The organism is Paraburkholderia sp. UCT31 (assembly GCF_014397655.1).
Classification (GTDB): Bacteria; Pseudomonadota; Gammaproteobacteria; order Burkholderiales; family Burkholderiaceae; genus Paraburkholderia; species Paraburkholderia tuberum.
Window position 1 is genome coordinate 69,645 of the sequence record NZ_VZQP01000007.1, and the last position, 20,614, is coordinate 90,258.

At 65.2% G+C, this 20,614-nt stretch carries 18 protein-coding genes; 9 read left to right on the forward strand and 9 right to left on the reverse strand.

The features are described from left to right. Nucleotides 1-7: 7 nt before the first annotated feature. The 3 genes from F6X40_RS07355 (at nucleotide 8) to F6X40_RS07365 (ending at nucleotide 2,799) form a co-directional block, all read left to right on the forward strand. On the forward strand, nucleotides 8-571 hold the full coding sequence (locus F6X40_RS07355; protein ID WP_187627296.1) for a YceI family protein: 564 nt from the start codon (nucleotides 8-10) through the stop codon (nucleotides 569-571). 111 nt (nucleotides 572-682) lie between these two features. Beyond that, complete coding sequence (locus F6X40_RS07360; protein WP_184034536.1) at nucleotides 683-1,252, forward strand: YceI family protein; 570 nt, start codon at nucleotides 683-685, stop codon at nucleotides 1,250-1,252. Nucleotides 1,253-1,521: 269 nt separating this feature from the next. Next, nucleotides 1,522-2,799: an MFS transporter gene (locus tag F6X40_RS07365; protein ID WP_187627297.1), complete on the forward strand. Its 1,278-nt coding sequence runs from the start codon at nucleotides 1,522-1,524 to the stop codon at nucleotides 2,797-2,799. Nucleotides 2,800-2,913: 114 nt separating this feature from the next. Here the strand turns inward: F6X40_RS07365 and secF are convergent, their stop codons facing one another. The 5 genes from secF to queA all read right to left on the reverse strand — a co-directional run bounded on the left by secF (nucleotide 2,914) and on the right by queA (nucleotide 8,981). Continuing rightward, on the reverse strand, nucleotides 2,914-3,864 hold the full coding sequence (secF, locus tag F6X40_RS07370) for a protein translocase subunit SecF (RefSeq protein WP_184034530.1): 951 nt from the start codon (nucleotides 3,862-3,864) through the stop codon (nucleotides 2,914-2,916). 18 nt (nucleotides 3,865-3,882) lie between these two features. Further along, a complete protein-coding gene (gene secD / locus F6X40_RS07375) occupies nucleotides 3,883-5,976 on the reverse strand; it encodes a protein translocase subunit SecD (RefSeq protein WP_187627298.1) in 2,094 nt (697 codons plus the stop codon). Nucleotides 5,977-6,092: 116 nt separating this feature from the next. Next, complete coding sequence (yajC, locus tag F6X40_RS07380; protein WP_184034524.1) at nucleotides 6,093-6,422, reverse strand: preprotein translocase subunit YajC; 330 nt, start codon at nucleotides 6,420-6,422, stop codon at nucleotides 6,093-6,095. Nucleotides 6,423-6,617: 195 nt separating this feature from the next. Next, a complete protein-coding gene (gene tgt, locus F6X40_RS07385) occupies nucleotides 6,618-7,808 on the reverse strand; it encodes a tRNA guanosine(34) transglycosylase Tgt (RefSeq protein WP_187627299.1) in 1,191 nt (396 codons plus the stop codon). 114 nt (nucleotides 7,809-7,922) lie between these two features. Continuing rightward, nucleotides 7,923-8,981, reverse strand: a complete 1,059-nt coding sequence (gene queA / locus F6X40_RS07390; RefSeq protein WP_184034518.1) for a tRNA preQ1(34) S-adenosylmethionine ribosyltransferase-isomerase QueA — start codon at nucleotides 8,979-8,981, stop codon at nucleotides 7,923-7,925. Nucleotides 8,982-9,170: 189 nt separating this feature from the next. On the opposite strand from queA, the gene recG reads away from it, so the two are divergent. The 6 genes from recG to ubiA all read left to right on the forward strand — a co-directional run bounded on the left by recG (nucleotide 9,171) and on the right by ubiA (nucleotide 16,443). Then, nucleotides 9,171-11,507, forward strand: a complete 2,337-nt coding sequence (recG, locus tag F6X40_RS07395; RefSeq protein WP_187627300.1) for an ATP-dependent DNA helicase RecG — start codon at nucleotides 9,171-9,173, stop codon at nucleotides 11,505-11,507. Between the two features lie 102 nt (nucleotides 11,508-11,609). Next, nucleotides 11,610-12,569, forward strand: coding sequence for a LysR substrate-binding domain-containing protein (locus F6X40_RS07400; protein ID WP_187627301.1), 960 nt, complete (start codon nucleotides 11,610-11,612; stop codon nucleotides 12,567-12,569). A gap of 410 nt (nucleotides 12,570-12,979) precedes the next feature. Continuing rightward, entirely contained in the window at nucleotides 12,980-14,434 is a 1,455-nt protein-coding gene (locus F6X40_RS07405; RefSeq protein WP_187627302.1) for a catalase, read from the forward strand. A gap of 96 nt (nucleotides 14,435-14,530) precedes the next feature. After that, nucleotides 14,531-14,695: a hypothetical protein gene (locus F6X40_RS07410; RefSeq protein WP_187627303.1), complete on the forward strand. Its 165-nt coding sequence runs from the start codon at nucleotides 14,531-14,533 to the stop codon at nucleotides 14,693-14,695. A gap of 153 nt (nucleotides 14,696-14,848) precedes the next feature. Then, the gene (locus tag F6X40_RS07415) at nucleotides 14,849-15,346 is read left to right on the forward strand and encodes a Dps family protein (RefSeq protein ID WP_184034504.1); all 498 of its coding nucleotides are present in this window, start codon (nucleotides 14,849-14,851) and stop codon (nucleotides 15,344-15,346) included. Between the two features lie 233 nt (nucleotides 15,347-15,579). After that, a complete protein-coding gene (ubiA, locus tag F6X40_RS07420; protein ID WP_187627304.1) occupies nucleotides 15,580-16,443 on the forward strand; it encodes a 4-hydroxybenzoate octaprenyltransferase in 864 nt (287 codons plus the stop codon). A gap of 131 nt (nucleotides 16,444-16,574) precedes the next feature. Here the strand turns inward: ubiA and proC are convergent, their stop codons facing one another. From proC to glcE, 4 genes are all read right to left on the reverse strand, one after another. Continuing rightward, the gene (gene proC / locus F6X40_RS07425) at nucleotides 16,575-17,390 is read right to left on the reverse strand and encodes a pyrroline-5-carboxylate reductase (protein ID WP_187627305.1); all 816 of its coding nucleotides are present in this window, start codon (nucleotides 17,388-17,390) and stop codon (nucleotides 16,575-16,577) included. A gap of 76 nt (nucleotides 17,391-17,466) precedes the next feature. Continuing rightward, complete coding sequence (locus F6X40_RS07430; RefSeq protein WP_187627306.1) at nucleotides 17,467-18,165, reverse strand: YggS family pyridoxal phosphate-dependent enzyme; 699 nt, start codon at nucleotides 18,163-18,165, stop codon at nucleotides 17,467-17,469. Between the two features lie 36 nt (nucleotides 18,166-18,201). Next, entirely contained in the window at nucleotides 18,202-19,428 is a 1,227-nt protein-coding gene (gene glcF / locus F6X40_RS07435) for a glycolate oxidase subunit GlcF (RefSeq protein WP_187627307.1), read from the reverse strand. Nucleotides 19,429-19,436: 8 nt separating this feature from the next. Continuing rightward, the gene (glcE, locus tag F6X40_RS07440; protein WP_187627308.1) at nucleotides 19,437-20,525 is read right to left on the reverse strand and encodes a glycolate oxidase subunit GlcE; all 1,089 of its coding nucleotides are present in this window, start codon (nucleotides 20,523-20,525) and stop codon (nucleotides 19,437-19,439) included. Between the last annotated feature and the right edge of the window lie 89 nt (nucleotides 20,526-20,614).

Here is a 20,614-nt window from a genome sequence, read left to right on the forward strand (position 1 = left end):
GACATCCATGAAGGTTTCGTTTTATCGCTACATGCTGGCCGCGTTCGCGGCGGCGTCGCTGAGCGCCGCGGGCGCGGCGCTCGCGCAGGTCGACGTCGCGAAGAGTTCGGTGACGGCTACCTCGAAGCAGATGAACGTGCCGGTCGAAGGCAAGTTCAACAAGTTCACGGCGCAGGTCAGCTTCGATCCGGCCAAACCGACGGCCGGCAGCGCGCAGCTCAACATCGACGTCGCCAGCTACGATCTCGGCGACGAGAGCTACAACGAGCAGGTGCGCGGCAAGGAATGGTTCGACGCGAAGACCTTTCCGAGCGCGACGTTCGTGTCGAGCGCGATCGCGCCGGCCGGCGGCAGCCAGTTCAAGGTGACCGGTAAGCTGACCATCAAGGGCAAGTCGGAGACGGTCGTGGTGCCGGTCACGGTCGGCCAGCAGGGCGCGATGCAGACTTTCGACGGCGCGCTGCCGATCAAGCGCTCGCAATTCGACATCGGCACCGGCGAATGGAAGGACACATCGGTCGTCGCCGACGAGGTCGTGATCAAGTTTCATATCGTCGCCGCGCGCAAGTAACGCGCACGGCGTGCGCGAGGTCCGCCGCGCCACGTGGGGCGCGGCCGCTTTCCCACCGCAGGTTGCACCGCGATTTTCAACGCAAAAGAGGAGCACGAATTGAAAACGTCCATATTGATCGCTGTTGGCGCGCTGGCTTCGTCGCTGTCGCTCGGCGCCTTCGCCGCCGATACCTATCTGCTTGATCCGATGCATACGTTTCCGAGCTTCGAGGCCGACCACTTTGGCGGTCTGTCGATCTGGCGCGGCAAATTCACGAAGACCACGGGAACGGTGACGCTCGATCGCGCGGCCAAAACCGGCACCGTCGACGTCACCGTCGATCCCGCTTCGGTGCAGACCGGCAACCCGAAGCTCGACGATCACCTGAGGGCCGCCGAGTTCTTCGACGTCGAGAAGTATCCGACCGTCACCTACAAGGGCACCGAGATCAAGTTCGACGGCGACAAGCCCGTCGAGGTGATCGGCACGCTGACGATTCGCGGCATCACGAAGCCGGTGAATCTGAAGATCGATTCGTTCAAGTGCATGCAGCACCCGGTCCTCAAGCGCGAAGTCTGCGGCGTCGAGGCGAGCACCGAATTCAATCGCGCCGATTACGGCATGGAGTTCGGCGCGAAGTACGGCTTCAGCATGCAGACGCGCCTGCATATCCAGTCGGAAGGTATCAAGCAGCAGTAGGCGCGCCGGCCGCTGTTGCGATTCGATCCGCGCTGCGCCGCAATACGAAAACCGCTTCGGTCGTTCACCGACGAAGCGGTTTTTTGTCGCCCGTTGCGAACGCCTCGGCCATGGTGGCGCGCCTCGGCCATTTGTCGCTCGCATCGCTTTTATTTTTTCAGTTAAATAGAGCGCAAGCAGTCATGCCGGTGCTGCGCGTTGCCGGGATGGCCTGGGCGGACGTTATGCGTTCGTGTCGATAAATATTTCGCGCAGTACAGGAGATCTGGATGAATGCTACGACAGCAGCAAGCGTCGCGGGAAGCCGGCAGAATTCGTGGCGCGCGGTGGTGGCCGCCTCGATCGGCAACGCGCTCGAATGGTTCGATCTCGTGGTGTACGGCTTTTTCGCCGTGACCATCTCCAAGCTGTTTTTTCCGGCCGGCAACGAGACCGTATCGCTGCTGCTCACGCTCGGCACGTTCGGCGTGTCATTCTTCATGCGGCCGCTCGGCGCGATCGTGATCGGCGCGTACTCGGACCGCGCCGGGCGCAAGGGGGCGCTCACGCTTTCCATCCTGCTGATGATGAGCGGCACGCTGATCATCGCGATTTTGCCGACCTACCAGAGCATCGGTCTCGCCGCGCCGCTGATCCTCGTGCTCGCGCGGCTGATGCAAGGCTTCTCGGCCGGCGGCGAATTCGGCAGCGCGACTGCGTTTCTCGCCGAGCACGTGCCGGGCCGGCGCGGCTTCTACGCGAGCTGGCAGATGGCGAGCCAGGGTCTGACGACGCTGCTCGCGGCCGGTTTCGGCGCGTTGCTGACCGGCCAGCTGTCGCCGGAACAGATGGCATCGTGGGGCTGGCGCGTGCCGTTCTTCTTCGGTCTGCTGATCGGGCCCGTTGCGTTCTACATCCGCACCAGGCTCGACGAGACGCCCGAATTCCTCGCCGCCGAAACGACGCGGACGCCGCTGCGCGATACGTTCGCGACGCAGAAGCTGCGGCTCGTGATCGCGATGGGCGTGGTGATCCTCGGGACCGTGTCCGCGTATCTGATGCTGTTCATGCCGACCTATGGCGTGCGGCAACTGGGGCTCGCGCCGTCGGTCGCGTTCTCGGCGATCGCGGTGACGGGTCTGATCCAGATGGTGTTCTCGCCGGTGGCCGGGCATTGGTCGGACCTGCATGGACGCACACGCATCATGCTGGGCGCGGCCGTGCTGCTGTTCGTGCTCGTCTATCCGGCGTTCGCGTTCCTGATCGCGCATCCGAGCTTCGGCACGCTGATCGTGTGGCAGATCGTGTTCGGTTTTCTCGTCAGCGGCTACTTCGGCGCGACGCCGGGACTGCTGTCGGAGATATTCCCGGTGCAGACGCGCACGACCGGCATGTCGCTCGCGTATAACATCGCGGTGACGATCTTCGGCGGCTTCGGGCCGTTCATCATCGCGTGGCTGATCAGCGCGACCGGTTCGAAGGCAGCGCCGAGCTACTACGTGATGTTTGCCGCGCTGCTGAGCATCGCGGCGCTGATCGGCGCACGGCGCAAGCTGGGGTTCCGCTAGGGCCTGAACAGGCCCTGGGAACGAGGCGGTAACGACGGCGTACGTAAACGCAAAAGGCCGGTTCGACAGAACCGGCCTTTTTTATTGTGCGCATCCTCAGCGGTTACGCGCGCATCAAACCTGGGCGCCCGCGTTCGGATCGTCCGGATCGACGCGTTCCTTCTTGTCCTTGATCAGGTCTTCGCGCTTGACGCCGAACCACATGGCAAGAGCCGCGGCGACGAACACCGACGAGTAGATACCGAACAGAATACCGACCGTCAGCGCGAGCGCGAAGTAGTGCAGCGTCGGGCCGCCGAACAGGAACATCGACAGCACCATCATCTGCGTACAGCCGTGCGTGATGACGGTTCGCGACATCGTGCTGGTGATTGCGTGGTTGATCACTTCGATCACGGTCATCTTGCGTTCGCGGCGGAAGGTTTCGCGAATCCGGTCGAAGATAACGACCGACTCGTTGACCGAATAGCCGAGCACCGCGAGCACCGCGGCCAGCACCGACAGCGAGAACTCCCACTGGAAGAACGCGAAGAAGCCGAGAATGATGACGACGTCGTGCAGGTTGGCGATCACGCCGGCGATCGCGTACTTCCATTCGAAGCGGAACGACAGGTAGATCACGATGCCGGCCACCACGCAGGCGAGCGCGAGCAGACCGTCGGTGGCGAGCTCCTTGCCGACCTGTGGACCGACGAACTCGACGCGCTGCAACTGCACTTCCGGCGTGTCGGCCTTCAGCGCGCCCATCACCTGGTCGCTCTGCTGCGCGGACGTGTAGCCCGTCTTCAGCGGCAGACGGATCAGTACGTCGCGCGAGGAGCCGAAGTTCTGCACCTGCGCGTCGGCATAGCCGAGCTTGCCGAGCGTGTTACGCACCGGGTCGAGCGGAACCGCGCCCGGATACTGCACCTCGATCACGGTACCGCCGGTGAATTCCACCGACAGATGCAGCCCGCGATGCACGAGGAAGAACACGGCGGCGAGGAAGGTGATCAGGGAGATCGCGTTGAAGATCAACGCGCGCTGCATGAACGGAATGTCTTTACGGAAACGGAAAAATTCCATGGTCTTGTTCTCCGGGACTCAGCGGGATGAACCCGGTTTATGCCGCGTCGAGTCATTCGACGTCGGCGTGCCCGGCGCATTGCGGCGGCGCACGGTCGGCTTCGCGCGACCCTTCGCGCCGGCCGCGGCCGGTGCCTTCGAGCTTGCCTTCGCGCTCGCCTTCGCCGTGGCGATGGCCTGCGCGGTGTCGGTCGCGGCGTCGCTGCCGCCGAGGGTGTTGCCGGCATACGCGGCCGAGCCTGCCGCTGCCGTTTGCGGACGCCACACCTGGCCGATGGACAGCGACTTCAGCTTCTTCTTGCCGCCGTACCAGAAGTTGACCAGGCCGCGCGAGAAGAACACCGCCGAGAACATCGACGTCAGAATGCCGATACAGTGGACGATCGCGAAGCCGCGCACCGGACCGGAGCCGAACGCGAGCAGCGCGAGGCCGGCGATCAGCGTGGTCACGTTCGAGTCGAGAATCGTCGCCCATGCATGCGCGTAGCCGTTCTGGATGGCCAGTTGCGGTGGCGCGCCGTGGCGCAGTTCCTCGCGCACGCGCTCGTTGATCAGCACGTTCGCGTCGATCGCCATACCGAGCGCGAGCGCGATAGCGGCGATACCCGGCAGCGTGAGCGTGGCCTGCAGCATCGACAGCACCGCGACCAGCAGCAGCAGGTTCACGGACAGGCCGATCATCGAGATCACGCCGAACAGCATGTAGTACGCGATCATGAACACGGCGATCGCCGCGAAGCCCCACACGACCGAGTGGAAGCCCTTCTTGATATTGTCGGCGCCGAGGCTCGGGCCGATCGTGCGTTCCTCGATGATTTCCATCGGCGCGGCGAGCGAACCGGCGCGCAGCAGCAGCGCGAGGTCGGCGGCCGCTTGCGGGGTCGGCTGGCCGGTGATCTGGAAGCGGTCGCCCAGTTCCGACTGAATCGTCGCGACGGTCAGCACTTCGCCCTTGCCGCGCTCGAACAGCACCATCGCCATTGGCTTGCCGATGTTGTCACGCGATACCGCGCGCACCGCGCGGCCGCCGGCCGAGTCGAGACGGATATTGACCGACGGACGCTGATGCTCGTCGAAGCCCGCCGACGCGTCGATGATGCGGTCGCCGGTGAAGATCACCTGCTTGCGCAGCAGCACCGGCGTCTGGTTGCCTTGCGTGAAGAGTTCATCGCCCGGCGGCACCGGCTCGTTCGGGTTCGGATGCGTGTTGACCGGATCGGCGAGGCGCGCTTCGAGCGTCGCCGTACGGCCGATGATGTCCTTCGCCTTCGCGGTGTCCTGCACGCCCGGCAGCTCGACGACGATGCGGTCCGTGCCCTGTTGCTGGATCACCGGCTCGGCCACGCCGAGTTCGTTCACGCGGTTATGCAGCGTCGTGATGTTCTGCTTGAGCGCGGCGTCCTGCACCTCGCGCTGCACGGCCGGCGTAAAGGTGCCGACGAGCTGCACGCCGCCGTCCGCGCCGGTGTTCGGCTGCGACGCCCACTGAAGTTCGCTGACGCTGCGGCCGAGCAGCTTGAGTGCCGCGTCCGCCGTGGCCTGGTCGGCCAGATTCACCACCACCGACTGGTTCACGCGATTCACGCCGCCGTCGCGCACGTTGTTGTCGCGCAGCAGCGTGCGCACGTCCGAGGCGTCCGAGTCGAGCTTCTTGTTCAGCGCGCCGGCCATGTCGACCTGCAGCAGGAAGTGCACACCGCCGCGCAGGTCGAGACCGAGGTACATCGGCAGCGCGCGCAGCGCGGTCATCCAGGTCGGCGACGCGCTTTGCAGGTTCAGTGCGACGACGTACTGCGGATCGTTCGGGTCGCTATTGAGCGACTTCTGCAGCAGGTCTTTCACGCGCAGCTGCGTGTCCGTGTCCGTCAGGCGCACGCGGATGTTCGCGTTGTTCTGCGAGTTGTCGAACGTGATTGCGGTCGGCTTGATGTGATTGGCCGCGAGCGCGGCTTCGATCGACGCTAGCGTGGCGGCGTCGAGTCTGACCGTGGCCTTGCCGCTCGACACCTGCACCGCCGGCGCTTCGCCGTACAGATTGGGCAGCGTGTACACGAGGCCGATGACCAGAGCCACCAGCATCACGGCGTATTTCCAGAGGGGGTAGCGATTCATGAGTGGTCCAACGGGAAGGTTGGCTTGGATGCGATGCGTCCGGCGATGAGCGCGGGCCGTTCAGCGAAGTGCCTGAACCGCCGGCGAGGCCGCACCGGACGCGGGGAGTGCAGGCCTTACAGCGACTTGATCGTGCCCTTCGGGAGAATTGTCGTGACCGACGCCTTTTGCACGGTGACTTCCGTGCCTTCCGAGATTTCGATGCCGACGTAGGCTTCGCCCACCTTCGTCACCTTGCCGACGATACCGCCGTTCGTCACGACTTCATCGCCCCTGGCCATCGCTGCGAGCATGTTGCGATGTTCCTTCTGACGCTTCATTTGCGGGCGAATCATGATGAAGTACAGCACGCCGAACATCAGGATCAGCGGCAGGAAGCTCATCAGGTTCGATTCGATACCACCTGCTGCTGCGCCTTGCGCGAAGGCATTGGAAATGAACGACACGTTGGTCTCTCCGTTATCAGTCAAACGATCAAAAAAATCAGCCGATTATTCTACCACCGGCCACACGCGCGCCGGCGCGGCGAATCGGCTTTGGGATCAACCGTTTAAAGGTCCGATTCGGGGCAAATTCAGCGGCCGGCGAAAGTAAATTGTAAGTTGTCCGCGTGCGGCATGCGCAATCCATGTGGCGGGCCGTCAGGACGACGGTTCGACGCCGCGCGCGCGGTCTTCGTGGAAACGCTTGCGGAATGTCTCGAACAGTTTCGCCTCGATCGCATCGCGCATTTCCTGCATCAGTTCCAGGTAGTAATGCAGGTTGTGGATCGTGTTCAGCTGCGCGCCGAGAATTTCGCCGACGCGATGCAGGTGGTGCAGATAGCCGCGCGTGAAGTTGCGGCAGGTGTAGCAGCCGCATTGCTCGTCGAGCGGGCGCAGCGAGTTCCTGTGCGTCGCGTTGCGGATCTTGATGTCGCCGAAACGCGTGAAGAGCCAGCCGTTGCGCGCGTTGCGCGTGGGCATCACGCAGTCGAACATGTCGACGCCGGCCGCGACGCCGGCCACCAGGTCTTCCGGCGTGCCGACGCCCATCAGGTAGTGCGGCTTGTCGGCCGGCAGCTTGGGGCCGATGTGGTTCAGGATCCGCATCATGTCTTCCTTCGGCTCGCCGACCGACAGACCGCCGATCGCGAGGCCGTGGAAGTTCTTCTCCGCGAGGCCGGCGAGCGACTCGTCGCGCAGATCCTCGAACATGCCGCCCTGCACGATGCCGAACAGTGCATTCGGATTGCCGAGGCGCTCGAATTCGTCGATCGAGCGTTGCGCCCAGCGCATCGACATGCGCATCGATTCGGCGGCTTCCGTGTGCGAGGTCGGGATGTTGTCGGTCGCGTACGGCGTGCATTCGTCGAACTGCATCACGATGTCCGAGTTCAGCAGCTTCTGGATCTGCATCGACACTTCCGGCGACAGGAACAGCCGGTCGCCGTTGATCGGCGACGCGAACGTGACGCCGTCCTCGGTGATCTTGCGCAGGTCGCCGAGCGAGAACACCTGGAAGCCGCCCGAGTCGGTCAGGATCGGCTTCTTCCAGCCCATGAAGCCGTGCAGGCCGCCGTGCGCCTCGATGGTTTCGAGGCCGGGTCGCAGCCACAGGTGAAACGTATTGCCGAGGATGATCTGCGCGTGCATTTCGTCGAGCTCGCGCGGCTGGACCGCCTTCACGGTGCCGTAGGTGCCGACCGGCATGAAGATCGGCGTCTCCACCACGCCGTGATTGAGCGTGACGCGGCCGCGGCGCGCGAGGCCGTCGGTGCCGAGCAGTTCGAATTTGAGGCCGTTCTCGGGGCGCTCGTGGGCAGACTGTTGCGAGGGATGACCAAGGGTCATGGGGATCACTCCTGGGCTACCGGAAAACAGTCCGGCGCAATCAATGAAAACCGCCACGAGGGATCGCGGCGACTAGGAAAACTGCCAATACGCTGAAGCAGTGCGCGAACCGGCTCATGCATCGCGCCGCGTGAGCAGCATCGCGTCACCGTAGCTGAAAAAACGATAGCGCTCGTCGATCGCATGACGGTACGCGGCGCGAATCGTCTCGACGCCCGCGAACGCCGACACCAGCATCAGCAGCGTAGATTTCGGCAAATGGAAGTTCGTGACCAGCCGGTCGACCACGCGGAACCGGTAGCCCGGCGTGATGAAGATGTCGGTTTCCGCGCTCGCCGCGCCGAGCGGATGGCCGGCGGCTTCGGCGTCGCGCGCGGCGGCTTCGAGCGCGCGCATCGACGTCGTGCCGACCGCGATCACGCGGTTGCCGCGCGCTTTGGTCGCGGCGATCTTGTCCGCGAGCGCTTGCGGCAGGTGATACCACTCGCTGTGCATCTTGTGCTCGGCGATGTTTTCGACGCGCACCGGCTGAAACGTGCCCGCGCCGACGTGCAGCGTCAGCGTCGCGCGGTCGATGCCGAGGGCGTCGAGCCGGGCGAGCAGCGTGTCGTCGAAGTGCAGGCCGGCGGTCGGCGCGGCGACCGCGCCCGGGTTCTGCGCGAATACGGTCTGATAGCGGGTTTCGTCGGTCGCGTCGGGGTCGTGCTCGATGTACGGCGGCAGCGGCAGACGGCCGTACTGCTCGATCAGCGTCAGACAGTCGTCGGGGAAATGCAGCGTGTAGAACTGATCGACGCGCTCGCCGACGGTGACGTCGAACGCATCCGCGAGACGGATCGTCGTGCCCGCCTGCGGGCTCTTGCTCGCCCGGATCTGCGCGAGCGCGCTGCGCTCGCCAGTCAGGCGCTCGACCAGCACTTCGATCTTGCCGCCGCTCGACTTCTGGCCGAAGAAGCGCGCCTTCAGCACTTTGGTATCGTTGAAGACGAGCAGATCGCCCGGCGCGAGGCACTCGGGCAGTTCGGTGAAGCGGCGGTCGATCAGGCGCGCGGCGCCGTCGGCGGCGCCTGCGGCGTCCACATCGAGCAGACGGCTTGCGCTGCGCTCGGGCAGCGCGACTTGCGCGATCAGCTCGGGCGGCAGATCGAAATCGAAATCGGAAAGCGTAAACATGCGAACGACTGGAAGCGGGTTGGGACTGATTTGGGACTGAATTGAGCCGAAGCCGGAGCCGGGCGGCTATGATGGCGGGACGCCGAAGCGGCCCGCGCGCTTTGTGCCGCATCCTGCCTACGCTGGACGCGCGAAGGGCGGCACGACTTCTTTTCGACAGCACCCGATATTGTACTTGCGAAGCAGCCTATGCCTTTGTCCGACCGCCGATCGTCCGTTGCCACCCTCGAAGCGGGCGCCGAACCGCGGCGCCGCGGTGCGCGGGCGGAGGCGGGGGAGCGGGATGCGGCGGAAGATGGCGCGCAAGGCGGCATGATGTCCGCCGGCCACGATCTCGGGCGCGACGGCGACAAGCCCGGCGGCCACGCGGGCGGCCCGCCGGATCAATTCGCCGCCGACCGCGCGAGCGACGACAAACCCGCCGCCAAAACCAAAGGCGCGGCAAAAGCCGCCGCCAAAGCCCCGGTCAAAACCGCCGACAAGCTCGCCAAACTCGGCCTCACACGCGACATCGACCTCGTGCTGCATCTGCCGATGCGCTACGAAGACGAAACCTCGCTGACGCCGATCGGTCACTTGCTGCCCGGCGGCATAGCGCAAGCCGAAGGCGTGGTGTTCGACAACGAGATCGCCTATCGCCCGCGCCGGCAGCTGCTCGTGAAGCTGCGCGACGCCGACGGCGACGAACTCGTGCTGCGCTTTCTGAATTTCTACGGCTCGCAGGTCAAGCAGATGGCGCCCGGCGCGCGCCTGCGCGTGCGCGGCGACGTGCGGGGCGGCTTCTTCGGCATGGAGATGGTGCATCCGACCGTGCGCGTCGTCGACGAAGACACGCCGCTGCCGCAGGTGCTGACGCCGGTCTATCCGAGCACCGCGGGCGTGTCGCAGGCGTATCTGCGCAAGGCGATCGACAACGCGCTCGCGCGCACGTCGCTGCCGGAGCTGCTGCCCGCGCCGGTCGCGCGCGCGTTTCTCGAACCGCTCGGCGTGCCGGCGCTGATGGACGCGGTGCGCACGCTGCATCATCCGGGCCCGCAGTCGGACGAAACGGCGCTGATCGACGGCACGCATCCGGCCTGGGTGCGCATCAAGTTCGAGGAGCTGCTCGCGCAGCAGATGTCGCTGAAGCGCGCGCACGACGAGCGGCGCACGCGCGCCGCGCCGGCCATGCCGCGCCGCAAGCTCGGCGACGAGTCGGCGCTGGTCGCGCGGCTGCTGAAGGCGCTGCCGTTTTCGCTGACGGCCGCGCAGCAGCGCGTCGGCGGCGAGATCGCACTCGACCTGACGCAGCCGCATCCGATGCAGCGGCTGTTGCAGGGGGACGTCGGCAGCGGCAAGACGATCGTCGCGGCGCTCGCCGCCGCGCAGGCGATCGACGCCGGCTACCAAGCCGCGCTGATGGCGCCGACCGAAATTCTCGCCGAGCAGCACGCGCGCAAATTGCGCGGCTGGCTCGAGCCGCTCGGCGTGAATGTCGCGTGGCTCGCGGGCAGTCTGAAGACGAAGGAGAAGCGCGCCGCGATCGAAGCGGCCGCGCTCGGCACCGCGCAGCTCGTGATCGGCACGCACGCGATCATCCAGGACGCGGTCGAGTTCGCGCGCCTCGGACTCGTGATCGTGGACGAGCAGCATCGCTTCGGCGTCGCGCAACGGCTCGCGTTGCGCGCGAAGGCGCAGGGCGCCGCCGACGGCGCGGCCGACTTCCAGCCGCATCAACTCATGATGTCCGCGACGCCGATTCCGCGCACGCTCGCCATGACCTACTACGCGGACCTCGACGTCTCCACGATCGACGAACTGCCGCCCGGCCGCACCCCGATCCTCACGAAGCTCGTGTCCGACGCGCGCCGCGAAGAGGTGATCGGCCGCGTGCGCGAGGCGGCGTTGACGGGGCGCCAGGTGTACTGGGTGTGTCCGCTGATCGAGGAAAGCGAGACCCTGCAGTTGCAAACCGCGGTCGAGACCTACGAGACGCTGGTGGCCGCGCTGCCCGAGCTGAAGGTCGGGCTGGTGCACGGGCGCCTCGCGCCCGCCGAAAAGGCCACGGTGATGGACGCGTTCTCGCGCAACGAGATCCAGCTGCTGGTCGCGACCACGGTGATCGAAGTCGGCGTCGACGTGCCGAACGCATCGTTGATGGTGATCGAGCATGCGGAGCGCTTCGGTCTCGCGCAGCTGCATCAGTTGCGCGGACGCGTGGGGCGCGGCAGCGCCGCGTCGGTCTGCGTGCTGCTCTACACCGGACCGCTGTCGATGACCGCCCGCGCGCGCCTGCAAACGATGCGCGAAACCACCGACGGCTTCGAAATTGCCCGCCGCGACCTCGAAATCCGCGGGCCTGGCGAGTTCCTCGGCGCGCGGCAGTCAGGCGCCGCGATGCTGCGTTTCGCCGACCTGCAGAACGATCAGCACCTCATCGAGCCGGCGCGCGAAGCCGCCGCGACGCTGCTCGACCAATATCCGGACGTGGTCATTCAGCATCTGGCGCGCTGGCTCGGCGCGCGCGAGCAGTATCTGAAGGCCTGAGCGCCGTCCCCGCCGCAAGCACAACGGCTAAAAAGTTGGCGAACCGACCCTATAGGTGTATAACTAGAACCTATCGAATCCATCAGACTGATTGATCCCCGAATGACGCTCACCGAATTGAAATACATCGTGGCGGTGGCCCGCGAGCGGCACTTCGGCCGTGCCGCCGAAGCGTGTTTCGTCAGCCAGCCCACGCTGTCCGTCGCCATCAAGAAGCTCGAAGACGAGCTGAACGTGCAGATTTTCGAGCGCGGCACCAGCGAGGTCAGCGTGACGCCGATTGGCGAACAGATCGTTACGCAGGCGCAACGCGTGCTCGAGCAGACGCTCGCGATCAAGGAAATCGCCAAGCAGGGCAAGGACCCGCTGCTCGGTCCGCTGCGCCTCGGCGTGATTTACACCATCGGGCCGTACCTGCTGCCGACGCTCGTCAAGCAGATGATCCAGCGCGTGCCGCAAATGCCGCTGATGCTGCAGGAAAACTACACGCTGAAGCTGATCGAGCTGCTCAAGCAGGGCGAAATCGACGTGGCGATCATGGCGCTGCCGTTTCCCGAAACCGGGCTGATGCTGCGTCCGCTGTACGACGAGCCGTTCGTCGTCGCGCTGCCGTCCGGCCACGCATGGGAAAGCCGCCCGAAGATCGACCCCGACGACCTGAAGCAGGAAACCATGCTGCTGCTCGGCAGCGGCCACTGCTTCCGCGATCACGTGCTCGGCGTGTGTCCCGAGCTGATGCGCTTTTCGCAGAACGCCGACGGCATCCAGAAGACCTTCGAGGGCTCGTCGCTCGAAACGATTCGTCATATGGTCGCAAGCGGCGTCGGCATTACCGTGCTGCCGCGCATGTCGGTGCACGAGGTCAAGCCACATGCGGGCGGTATCGACGCGGGCCTGCTCAGCTATGTCGCGTTCGACGAGCCGGTGCCCGATCGCCGCGTCGTGCTGGCATGGCGCAAGAGCTTCACGCGCATGCCCGCGATCGACGCGATCTGCGACGCAATCGCCGCGTGCGACCTGCCGGGCGTCAAAAAGCTCGATCTGCCCGCCGCCGTCAACTGACTCGCCATCATCCGCAGCCGCGCCGGACACCGGTGCGGCCTGCCGCAAAAAGGGCGCAAGCCCTATCGAATAGATTAAATTAATCAAATAAGAATATTCGATAGATGTTGCTATAGTTTCCTCAAGGGATCGCCCGATCCCCTTATTCGATAAGGCTCAGCGCCCAGACTCCGAGTCGGGGCGCGAGACAACTCAGGAGGAAAACACCATGCAAGCGGTTTCACAGCCCATCCACGCTTTTCCCGCGCAACCGGCCACGACGGCTGCCGCGCCGAGTATCCGTACGGTCGCCGTGTCGTTGCTGGCCGACCGGGTGCTGGCCGCCTGACGCGCCTACCCGTGACGGCGTCCGTCGCGCATGGATGCCGCATGCTTTTCCCCGATTCGATAGAAACCACGCAGGAGTGCCCATGTCCGAACGTAAGCTCACCAATGCCGCCGGCGCGCCCGTCGCCGATAACCAGAACTCGATGACCGCCGGCCCGCGTGGCCCCGTGGTGCTGCAGGACGTCTGGCTGCTCGAAAAGCTCGCGCACTTCGATCGCGAAGTGATTCCCGAGCGGCGCGTTCACGCGAAGGGTTCGGGCGCGTTCGGCACGCTGACGGTGACGCACGACATTTCGCGCTACACGAAGGCGAAGGTATTCGCGCAGGTCGGCCAGGAAACGCCGCTTTTCATGCGCTTTTCGACGGTGGCCGGCGAGCGTGGCGCGGCCGACGCCGAGCGCGACGTGCGCGGCTTCTCGATCAAGTTCTACACCGGGGAAGGCAACTGGGACGTGGTCGGCAACAACACGCCGGTGTTCTTCATTCGCGATCCGCTCAAGTTTCCGGACTTCATTCATACGCAGAAGCGTGATCCGTACACGAATCTGCGCAGCAACGTCGCCGCGTGGGACTTCTGGTCGAGTCATCCGGAGTCGCTGCATCAGGTGACGATTCTGATGAGCGATCGCGGCATTCCGAAGAACTACCGGCAGATGCACGGCTTCGGCTCGCACACGTACTCGTTCATCAACGCGAGCAACGAGCGTTTCTGGGTCAAGTTCCACTTCAAGTCGCTGCAAGGCATCGAGAACTTCACCGACGCCGATGCCGCGCAGGTAGTCGCCAATGACCGCGAAAGCGCGCAGCGCGACCTGGTGAACAGCATCGACGCGGGCAACTTTCCGAAGTGGCGCTTCGCAATTCAGGTGATGCCGGAAGCGGATGCGGCGAACTACCGCTTCAATCCGTTCGACATCACGAAGGTGTGGTCGCAGAAGGACTATCCGTTGATCGACGTCGGCACGCTCGAACTGAATCGCAACGCGGCGAACTATTTCGCGGACGTCGAGCAGGCGGCGTTCACGCCGGCGAACGTGGTGCCGGGCATCGGATTTTCGCCGGACCGTCTGTTGCAGGGGCGGCTGTTCTCGTACGGCGATACGCAGCGTTACCGGCTCGGCATCAATCATCACCAGATTCCGGTGAATGCGCCGCGCGTGCCGAACCCGCATTCGTTTCATCGCGATGGCGCGCTGCGCACCGACGGCAATCGCGGCGGCAACGTGAATTACGAGCCGAATCGCTTCGGCGACTTCATGCAGGACGCGAACGCGTCCGAGCCGCCGCTCGCGGCGGGCGCGGTCGCGCGTTACGAGCATCGCGAGGACGACGACTACTACACGCAGCCGCGCATGTTGTTCGCGCTGTTCGACGACGCGCAACGTGAGCGTCTGTTCGGCAATATCGCGCGACATATCGACGGCGTGCCGCAGGAGATCGTCGCGCGTCAGATCGAGCATTTCCGCCGCGCCGATCCGGCTTACGCGGAAGGTGTGATCGCGGCGCTCGCCGCGTTGCGGGAAGGCAGGAACCGCTAGGCGTCATATACGCGGCGGATGGCAAAGCAGTGGCAAAGCAATCGACGGCGCGGCGCATTGCTGCGCTCCGTCACGAGACGAACCCGGAGTACGATCATGATTCGGATGATGATGGCGAGCATTGGCGGTCGGGCCGCCGCGCCGAGCATGCAGGCGCAATGGCAGGCGTTGATGTTTCGCAAGGCGCTGGGCTTTGCGATCGTCGCGAGCGGCTTTGCGGTAATCGCCGCGCAGGCGTTGCAACACGCGCTGGGCAGCTGAGCGCCGTACCGCCAGAATGGCTGCGCAGCAAGGCTCTCGGGCACGCGTTGCGCAAACCTTGCGGCATTCACGCTACACTGGCGAACGTTTTATTCGTGTTTTCGCTGACCGTTATCTGCCGACCGGTTCGCATCACTCTTCAAAGGAGTCATCATGGCAAAGAAAGAAGCCGCCGCAGCAGTACAGCACGTCAACATCGGGATCAGCGACAAGGATCGCAAGAAGATCGCCGAAGGGCTGTCGCGTCTGCTCGCCGACACCTACACGCTGTACCTGAAGACCCACAACTTCCACTGGAACGTCACGGGTCCGATGTTCAATACGCTGCACCTGATGTTCGAAACGCAGTACAACGAACTCGCGCTCGCGGTCGACTCGATCGCCGAACGCATCCGCGCATTGGGTGTGCATGCGCCGGGCAGCTACAAGGATTTCGCGAAGCTGTCGTCGATCCCCGAAGCGGACGGCGTGCCGGCCGCGGAAGACATGATCCGTCAGCTGGTCGAAGGTCAGGAAGCGGTGGTGCGCACCGCGCGCGCGATTTTCCCGTCGACGGAAGCCGCCAACGACGAGCCGACCGCCGACCTGCTCACGCAACGCATGCAGACACACGAAAAGACCGCATGGATGCTGCGCTCGCTGCTCGCCTGATTTGGCGCAGCTGAGCCGGTCGAGTCAAGTCCGATGCCGGCGCCGGAATCGCGCGCGCCGTGTAAAAAGCGCACAAGCCTCCCTGCACGGGAGGCTTTGTTTTTTGCGCCGCTGCCGCACGACGCACAGATTCGAGCGCGTGGCACTTCGATACGCGGCCGCGCGAATCCTGGGCCGCCGTGTGCTTCCCGTAAAATAGGCGCACCGTGTTCGCACTTCACCGAATTCGTCCCATGTTCGCCCGACTTCCCCTGTATCTGCGCCTCGTGCGCATGGACAAGCCGATCGGCAGCCTGCTGCTGCTGTGGCCGACGCTCAACGCACTGTGGATCGCGTCCGGCGGTCATCCGTCGTGGCAATTGCTGGTGATCTTCACGCTCGGCACGGTGCTGATGCGCTCGGCCGGCTGCGCGATCAACGACTACGCGGACCGCGATTTCGACCGTCACGTGAAGCGCACCGAGAACCGGCCGATCACGTCCGGCAAGATCAATGCGTGGGAAGCGGTCGGGTTGGCAACCGTGCTGTCGCTGGTCGCGTTTCTACTGATTCAGCCGCTCAATGCATTGACCAAGGAGTTGTCGGTGGTCGCGCTGTTCGTCGCCGGCACGTATCCGTTCATGAAGCGCTTCTTCGCGATTCCGCAGGCGTATCTGGGCATCGCGTTCGGCTTCGGTATTCCGATGGCGTTCGCCGCTGTGCAGGATCACGTGCCGCTGCTCGCGTGGGTGATGCTGGTCGCGAACATCTTCTGGGCCGTTGCGTACGACACCGAATACGCGATGGTCGATCGCGACGACGACATCAAGATCGGCATCCGGACGTCCGCGCTGACGTTCGGCCGTTTCGACGTGGCCGCGGTCATGCTGTGCTATGCGGTGACGCTCGGGATTTACGTCGGCATCGGCGTGACGCTCGGGTTTGGTCCGCTGTACTGGCTTGGCTGGGCGGTCGCGGTGGGTTGCGCGATCTATCACTACACGCTGATCCGCCATCGCGAGCGCATGCCGTGCTTTGCCGCGTTCCGTCACAACAACTGGCTCGGCGGCGCGTTGTTCGCGGGGATCGCCGCGCATTACGTGGTGGCTTCGTTTTAATTCGCGTCAGCGCTTTTCTGGCTTCAGACCGCTGCGTTTCTACACGCCGTAGGCGCCTGCCCTGATGAGAAGAAGGACAGTCGCGCTACGGCGTGTCTGTTTCCGCTGTTTCTTTTCGACGCCGGTTCGCGTTACTGCTTGCCGAACTCGTCGCCCATTTCGCGCGCCCGCGCGTCGGCGGCCAGTGCGCCGCGCACGATCGCGTCCTTGATGCCGCTCGCTTCGAACGAGGCGAGTGCTGCCGCAGTCGTGCCGCCTTTAGATGTCACGCGCTCGCGCAGCACGCTCGGCGGCTCGTCGGAATTGGCCGCGAGTTGCGCGGCGCCCGTGAAGGTCGCGACCGCCAGCGCGCGGCCCTGCGCTTCGTCCATACCGAGCTGGCGCGCGGCTTCCTGCAGCGCTTCAATGAAATAGAACACGTAGGCCGGCCCGCTGCCCGAGATCGCGGTGACCGCGTCGATCTTCGCTTCGTCGTCGAACCAGACGGTTTCGCCGACCGCGCCGAGCACCTGCGATGCGAGCGCGCGGCCCGCTTCGTCGACGCTGCTGCTGGCGACGAGACCCGTGACGCCCATGCCGATCAGCGCCGGCGTATTCGGCATCACGCGCACGACGCGGTTGTGGCCAGCGAGCCAGCGCGACATGTCGCCGATCCGAATGCCCGCGACGATGCTGACGACGAGTTGCGACGCGCGCAGATGCGGCGCCAGCGTCCCGGCGACGCTCTTCAGGATCTGCGGCTTCACCGCGAGCACGACCGCGTCGTAGTCGGCGAGCGTGACGTCGGCGGCCGCGCCGGTGCGGATGCCGAATTGCTGCTCGTTGCGCTGGCGCGCGTCTTCGTTCGGATCGACCGCGTACAGGTCCGCGGGCGCGACGCCCCGCTTGATGAGGCCGCCGATCAACGCCGCGGCCATGTTGCCGCCGCCGATAAACGCAATTTTCATGATGGTCCGGGTAGGTTCAGATGAGATGCGGTGAGGGCTTCGCGCAGCCAGGTTCGCGCAAGGCCCGTGGAAATGCTCAGCGCGAATAATCGCGTGCGCCGAAGATCGCGGTGCCGACGCGCACGATCGTCGCGCCTTCGAGCACGGCTGCTTCAAGGTCGGCCGACATGCCCATCGACAGCGTATCGAGCGCGAGCCCGTCGTTACGCAAGCGCTCGAACAGCTCGCGCAATTGGCGATGCGGCGCGCGTTGTTCTGCGAGATCGCCGCCCGGTTCGGGAATCGACATCAGTCCGCGCAGCTTCAGCTTCGGCAGCGCGGCGATCTGCTGCGCGATAGCGGCCGTCTCGGCGATGGCGACGCCACTCTTCGACGCTTCACCGCTGACGTTGACCTGCAGGCACACGTTGAGCGGCGGCAGGTTGTCCGGGCGCTGCTCCGACAGCCGCTGCGCGATCTTCAGCCGATCGACCGAATGTACCCAGTCGAAATGCTCGGCGACGGGCCGCGTCTTGTTCGATTGCAGCGGCCCGATGAAATGCCATTCGAGCGACGCGCGCAGATCGGCAAGTGTCTGGATCTTGTCGAGCGCTTCCTGCACGTAGTTCTCGCCGAATGCGCGCTGACCGGCCGCATGAGCGGCGCGCACGGCATCGGCGGGAAACGTCTTGGAGACCGCGAGCAGCGTCACGGACTGCGCGTCGCGGTGGGCCGCTTGCGCGGCCCTGGCGATGCGCTCGTGCACGTCGGCGAGATTGTGAGGCAGATCAAACATGGAACGAACCGGTGTTCAGCGAAGACGATGCCCCGATTATACGGACAGCATGTGCTCGACCAGTTCGATCCAGTGCGCGACGGGCGTCGACGTACCGCTTTGCAGATGCGCGATGCAACCGACGTTCGCCGACACGATCACCTGCGGCTCCTGCGCCTGCAAACGCTCGAGCTTCTGGTCGCGCAGCGCATACGACAGGCGCGGCTGCAGCAGCGAGTAGGCGCCGGCCGAGCCGCAGCACAGATGGCTGTCGACGGGCAGGCGCACTTCGACGCCGAGCGCGCTGAGCAGTTGCTCGACCTTGCCGCGGATCTGCTGGCCATGCTGCAGCGTGCAGGGTGGATGAAACGCGACCGTGTGTACCGAGCGGCGGCGCGTGATGGCGACGAGCTGTTCTTCGAACTCGGGCAGGATCTCGGAGACGTCGCGCGTCAATTCGACGATGCGGCGCGCCTTCTCGGCATAGTTCGGATCGAGGCGCAGCAGGTGCGCGTATTCCTTGACCGTCGCGCCGCAGCCCGACGCGTTCATCACGATCGCTTCAACGCCCTGTTCGACGTAGGGCCACCATGCGTCGATGTTCGCGCGCAGGTCGTCGAGCGCTTCTTCGTGGTAGCCGAGGTGCAGGCGGATCGCGCCGCAGCAGCCGGCGTCGGGTGCGATCAGCGTTTCGATGCCGAGCGCATCGAACACGCGCGCGGTCGCGATGTTGACGTTCGGCATCATTGACGGTTGCACGCAGCCCGCCAGCATCAGCACCTTGCGTTCGTGTTTTGCGCTCGGCCATTCGAGCGGGTGCTGGCGCGCGGGCACCTTGTCGCGCAGCTTCTTCGGCAGCAGGCCGCGCACGTGCTGACCCAGCCGCATCGCCGGCGTGAAGATCGCGCTGTTCGGCAGCACGCTCGCGAGCAGGCGCCGCATCAGCCGCTGATTGAGCGGACGCGTGACTTTCTCTTCGGTGAGCTTGCGGCCGATTTCGACGAGCCGCCCATATTGCACGCCCGACGGGCAGGTCGATTCGCAATTGCGGCAGGTCAGGCAGCGGTCGAGGTGAACCTGCGTGCTGCGCGTGACCGGCGCGCCTTCGACCATCTGCTTGATCAGATAGATGCGCCCGCGCGGGCCGTCGAGCTCGTCGCCAAGCAGTTGGTAGGTTGGGCAGGTGGCGGTGCAGAAACCGCAATGCACGCATTTGCGCAGGATGGCGTCCGCTTCGTTGCCATCGGGCGTATTACGAATGAAGTCCGCGAGGTTGGTTTGCATCGCGTCGCTCAGAAGTCGGAGTAGAGACGGCCGCGGTTGAAGATGCGGGCCGGGTCGAATGCATGTTTGAGGCCGCGATGGATTTTCATCAGCGGCGCGGGCAGCGGTGTGAATACGCCGGCGCTGCGGTCGTAGCCGTGGCCGCTGCGGAAGATGGTCGCGTGGCCGCCGGCCTGTTTCGCGCTGATGCGCACGGTTTGCGCGTCGGTGTCGGTGATCCACCAGCGCTGGCCGCCGCCCCATTCCATCAGTTGCGCGCCGGGCAGCTGCAGCGGCTCGGTGATCGACGGTAGCGCGAGACGCCACAGCGCGGCCTTCGGTGGAATGCCCGCGAAAAACGAATCGGTCTGTTCGCGCAGGCCGGCCCAGAAGCGTTCAGCTTCAACCGCATCGACGACTTCGCCGCCGAGCCCGGTGCGCGCTGCTTTGACCGCGGCTTCCGCGCCGCCCAGGCGCACCGCGAGCGTGCCGTTGCGCCATGCGCTCGCGGTGATCGGCAGGGGCCGGCCGCCCCATTCGTTGAGCTTGCGTACCGCGTCGGTGCCGTTCATGTCGAACTTCAGCGTGGCTTCGACCTGCGGCCGCGGCAGCACTTTGACCGACAGTTCGAGGATCAGCCCGAGCGTGCCGAGCGAGCCCGCGAGCAGCCGCGACACGTCGTAACCCGCGACGTTCTTGACGACCTGGCCGCCGAAGTGCAGCACCTGCCCCCGGCCGTTCATCACGACGGCGCCGAGCACGAAGTCGCGCGCGGCGCCGACGGCCGGCCTGCGCGGCCCCGAAATCCCAGCGGCGATGCAGCCGCCGAAGGTGGCCTGCGGCCCGAAGTGCGGCGGCTCGAACGGCAGCATCTGGTTGTGCTCGGCGAGCGCGGCTTCGATTTCCAGCAGCGGTGTTCCCGCGCGCGCGGTGATCACGAGCTCGGCCGGATCGTACGCGATGATGCCGCGATAAGCGCGCGTGTCGAGGATCTCACCTTCCAGCGTCTGGCCATACCAGTCTTTGGTGCCGCCGCCGCGGATGCGCACCGCGCGTCCCTCGGCGCTGGCCGAACGCACGCGTTCGGACCATACGGCGACGATGTCGTCCTCTTCCATGGTGTCCTGCTCGTTGTGTTTCGTTTGATTGTACCGGGCGGCGGCTCGCTGGCAAGCCGGAGCGCACCCGCATGACGGGGCGCGGCATC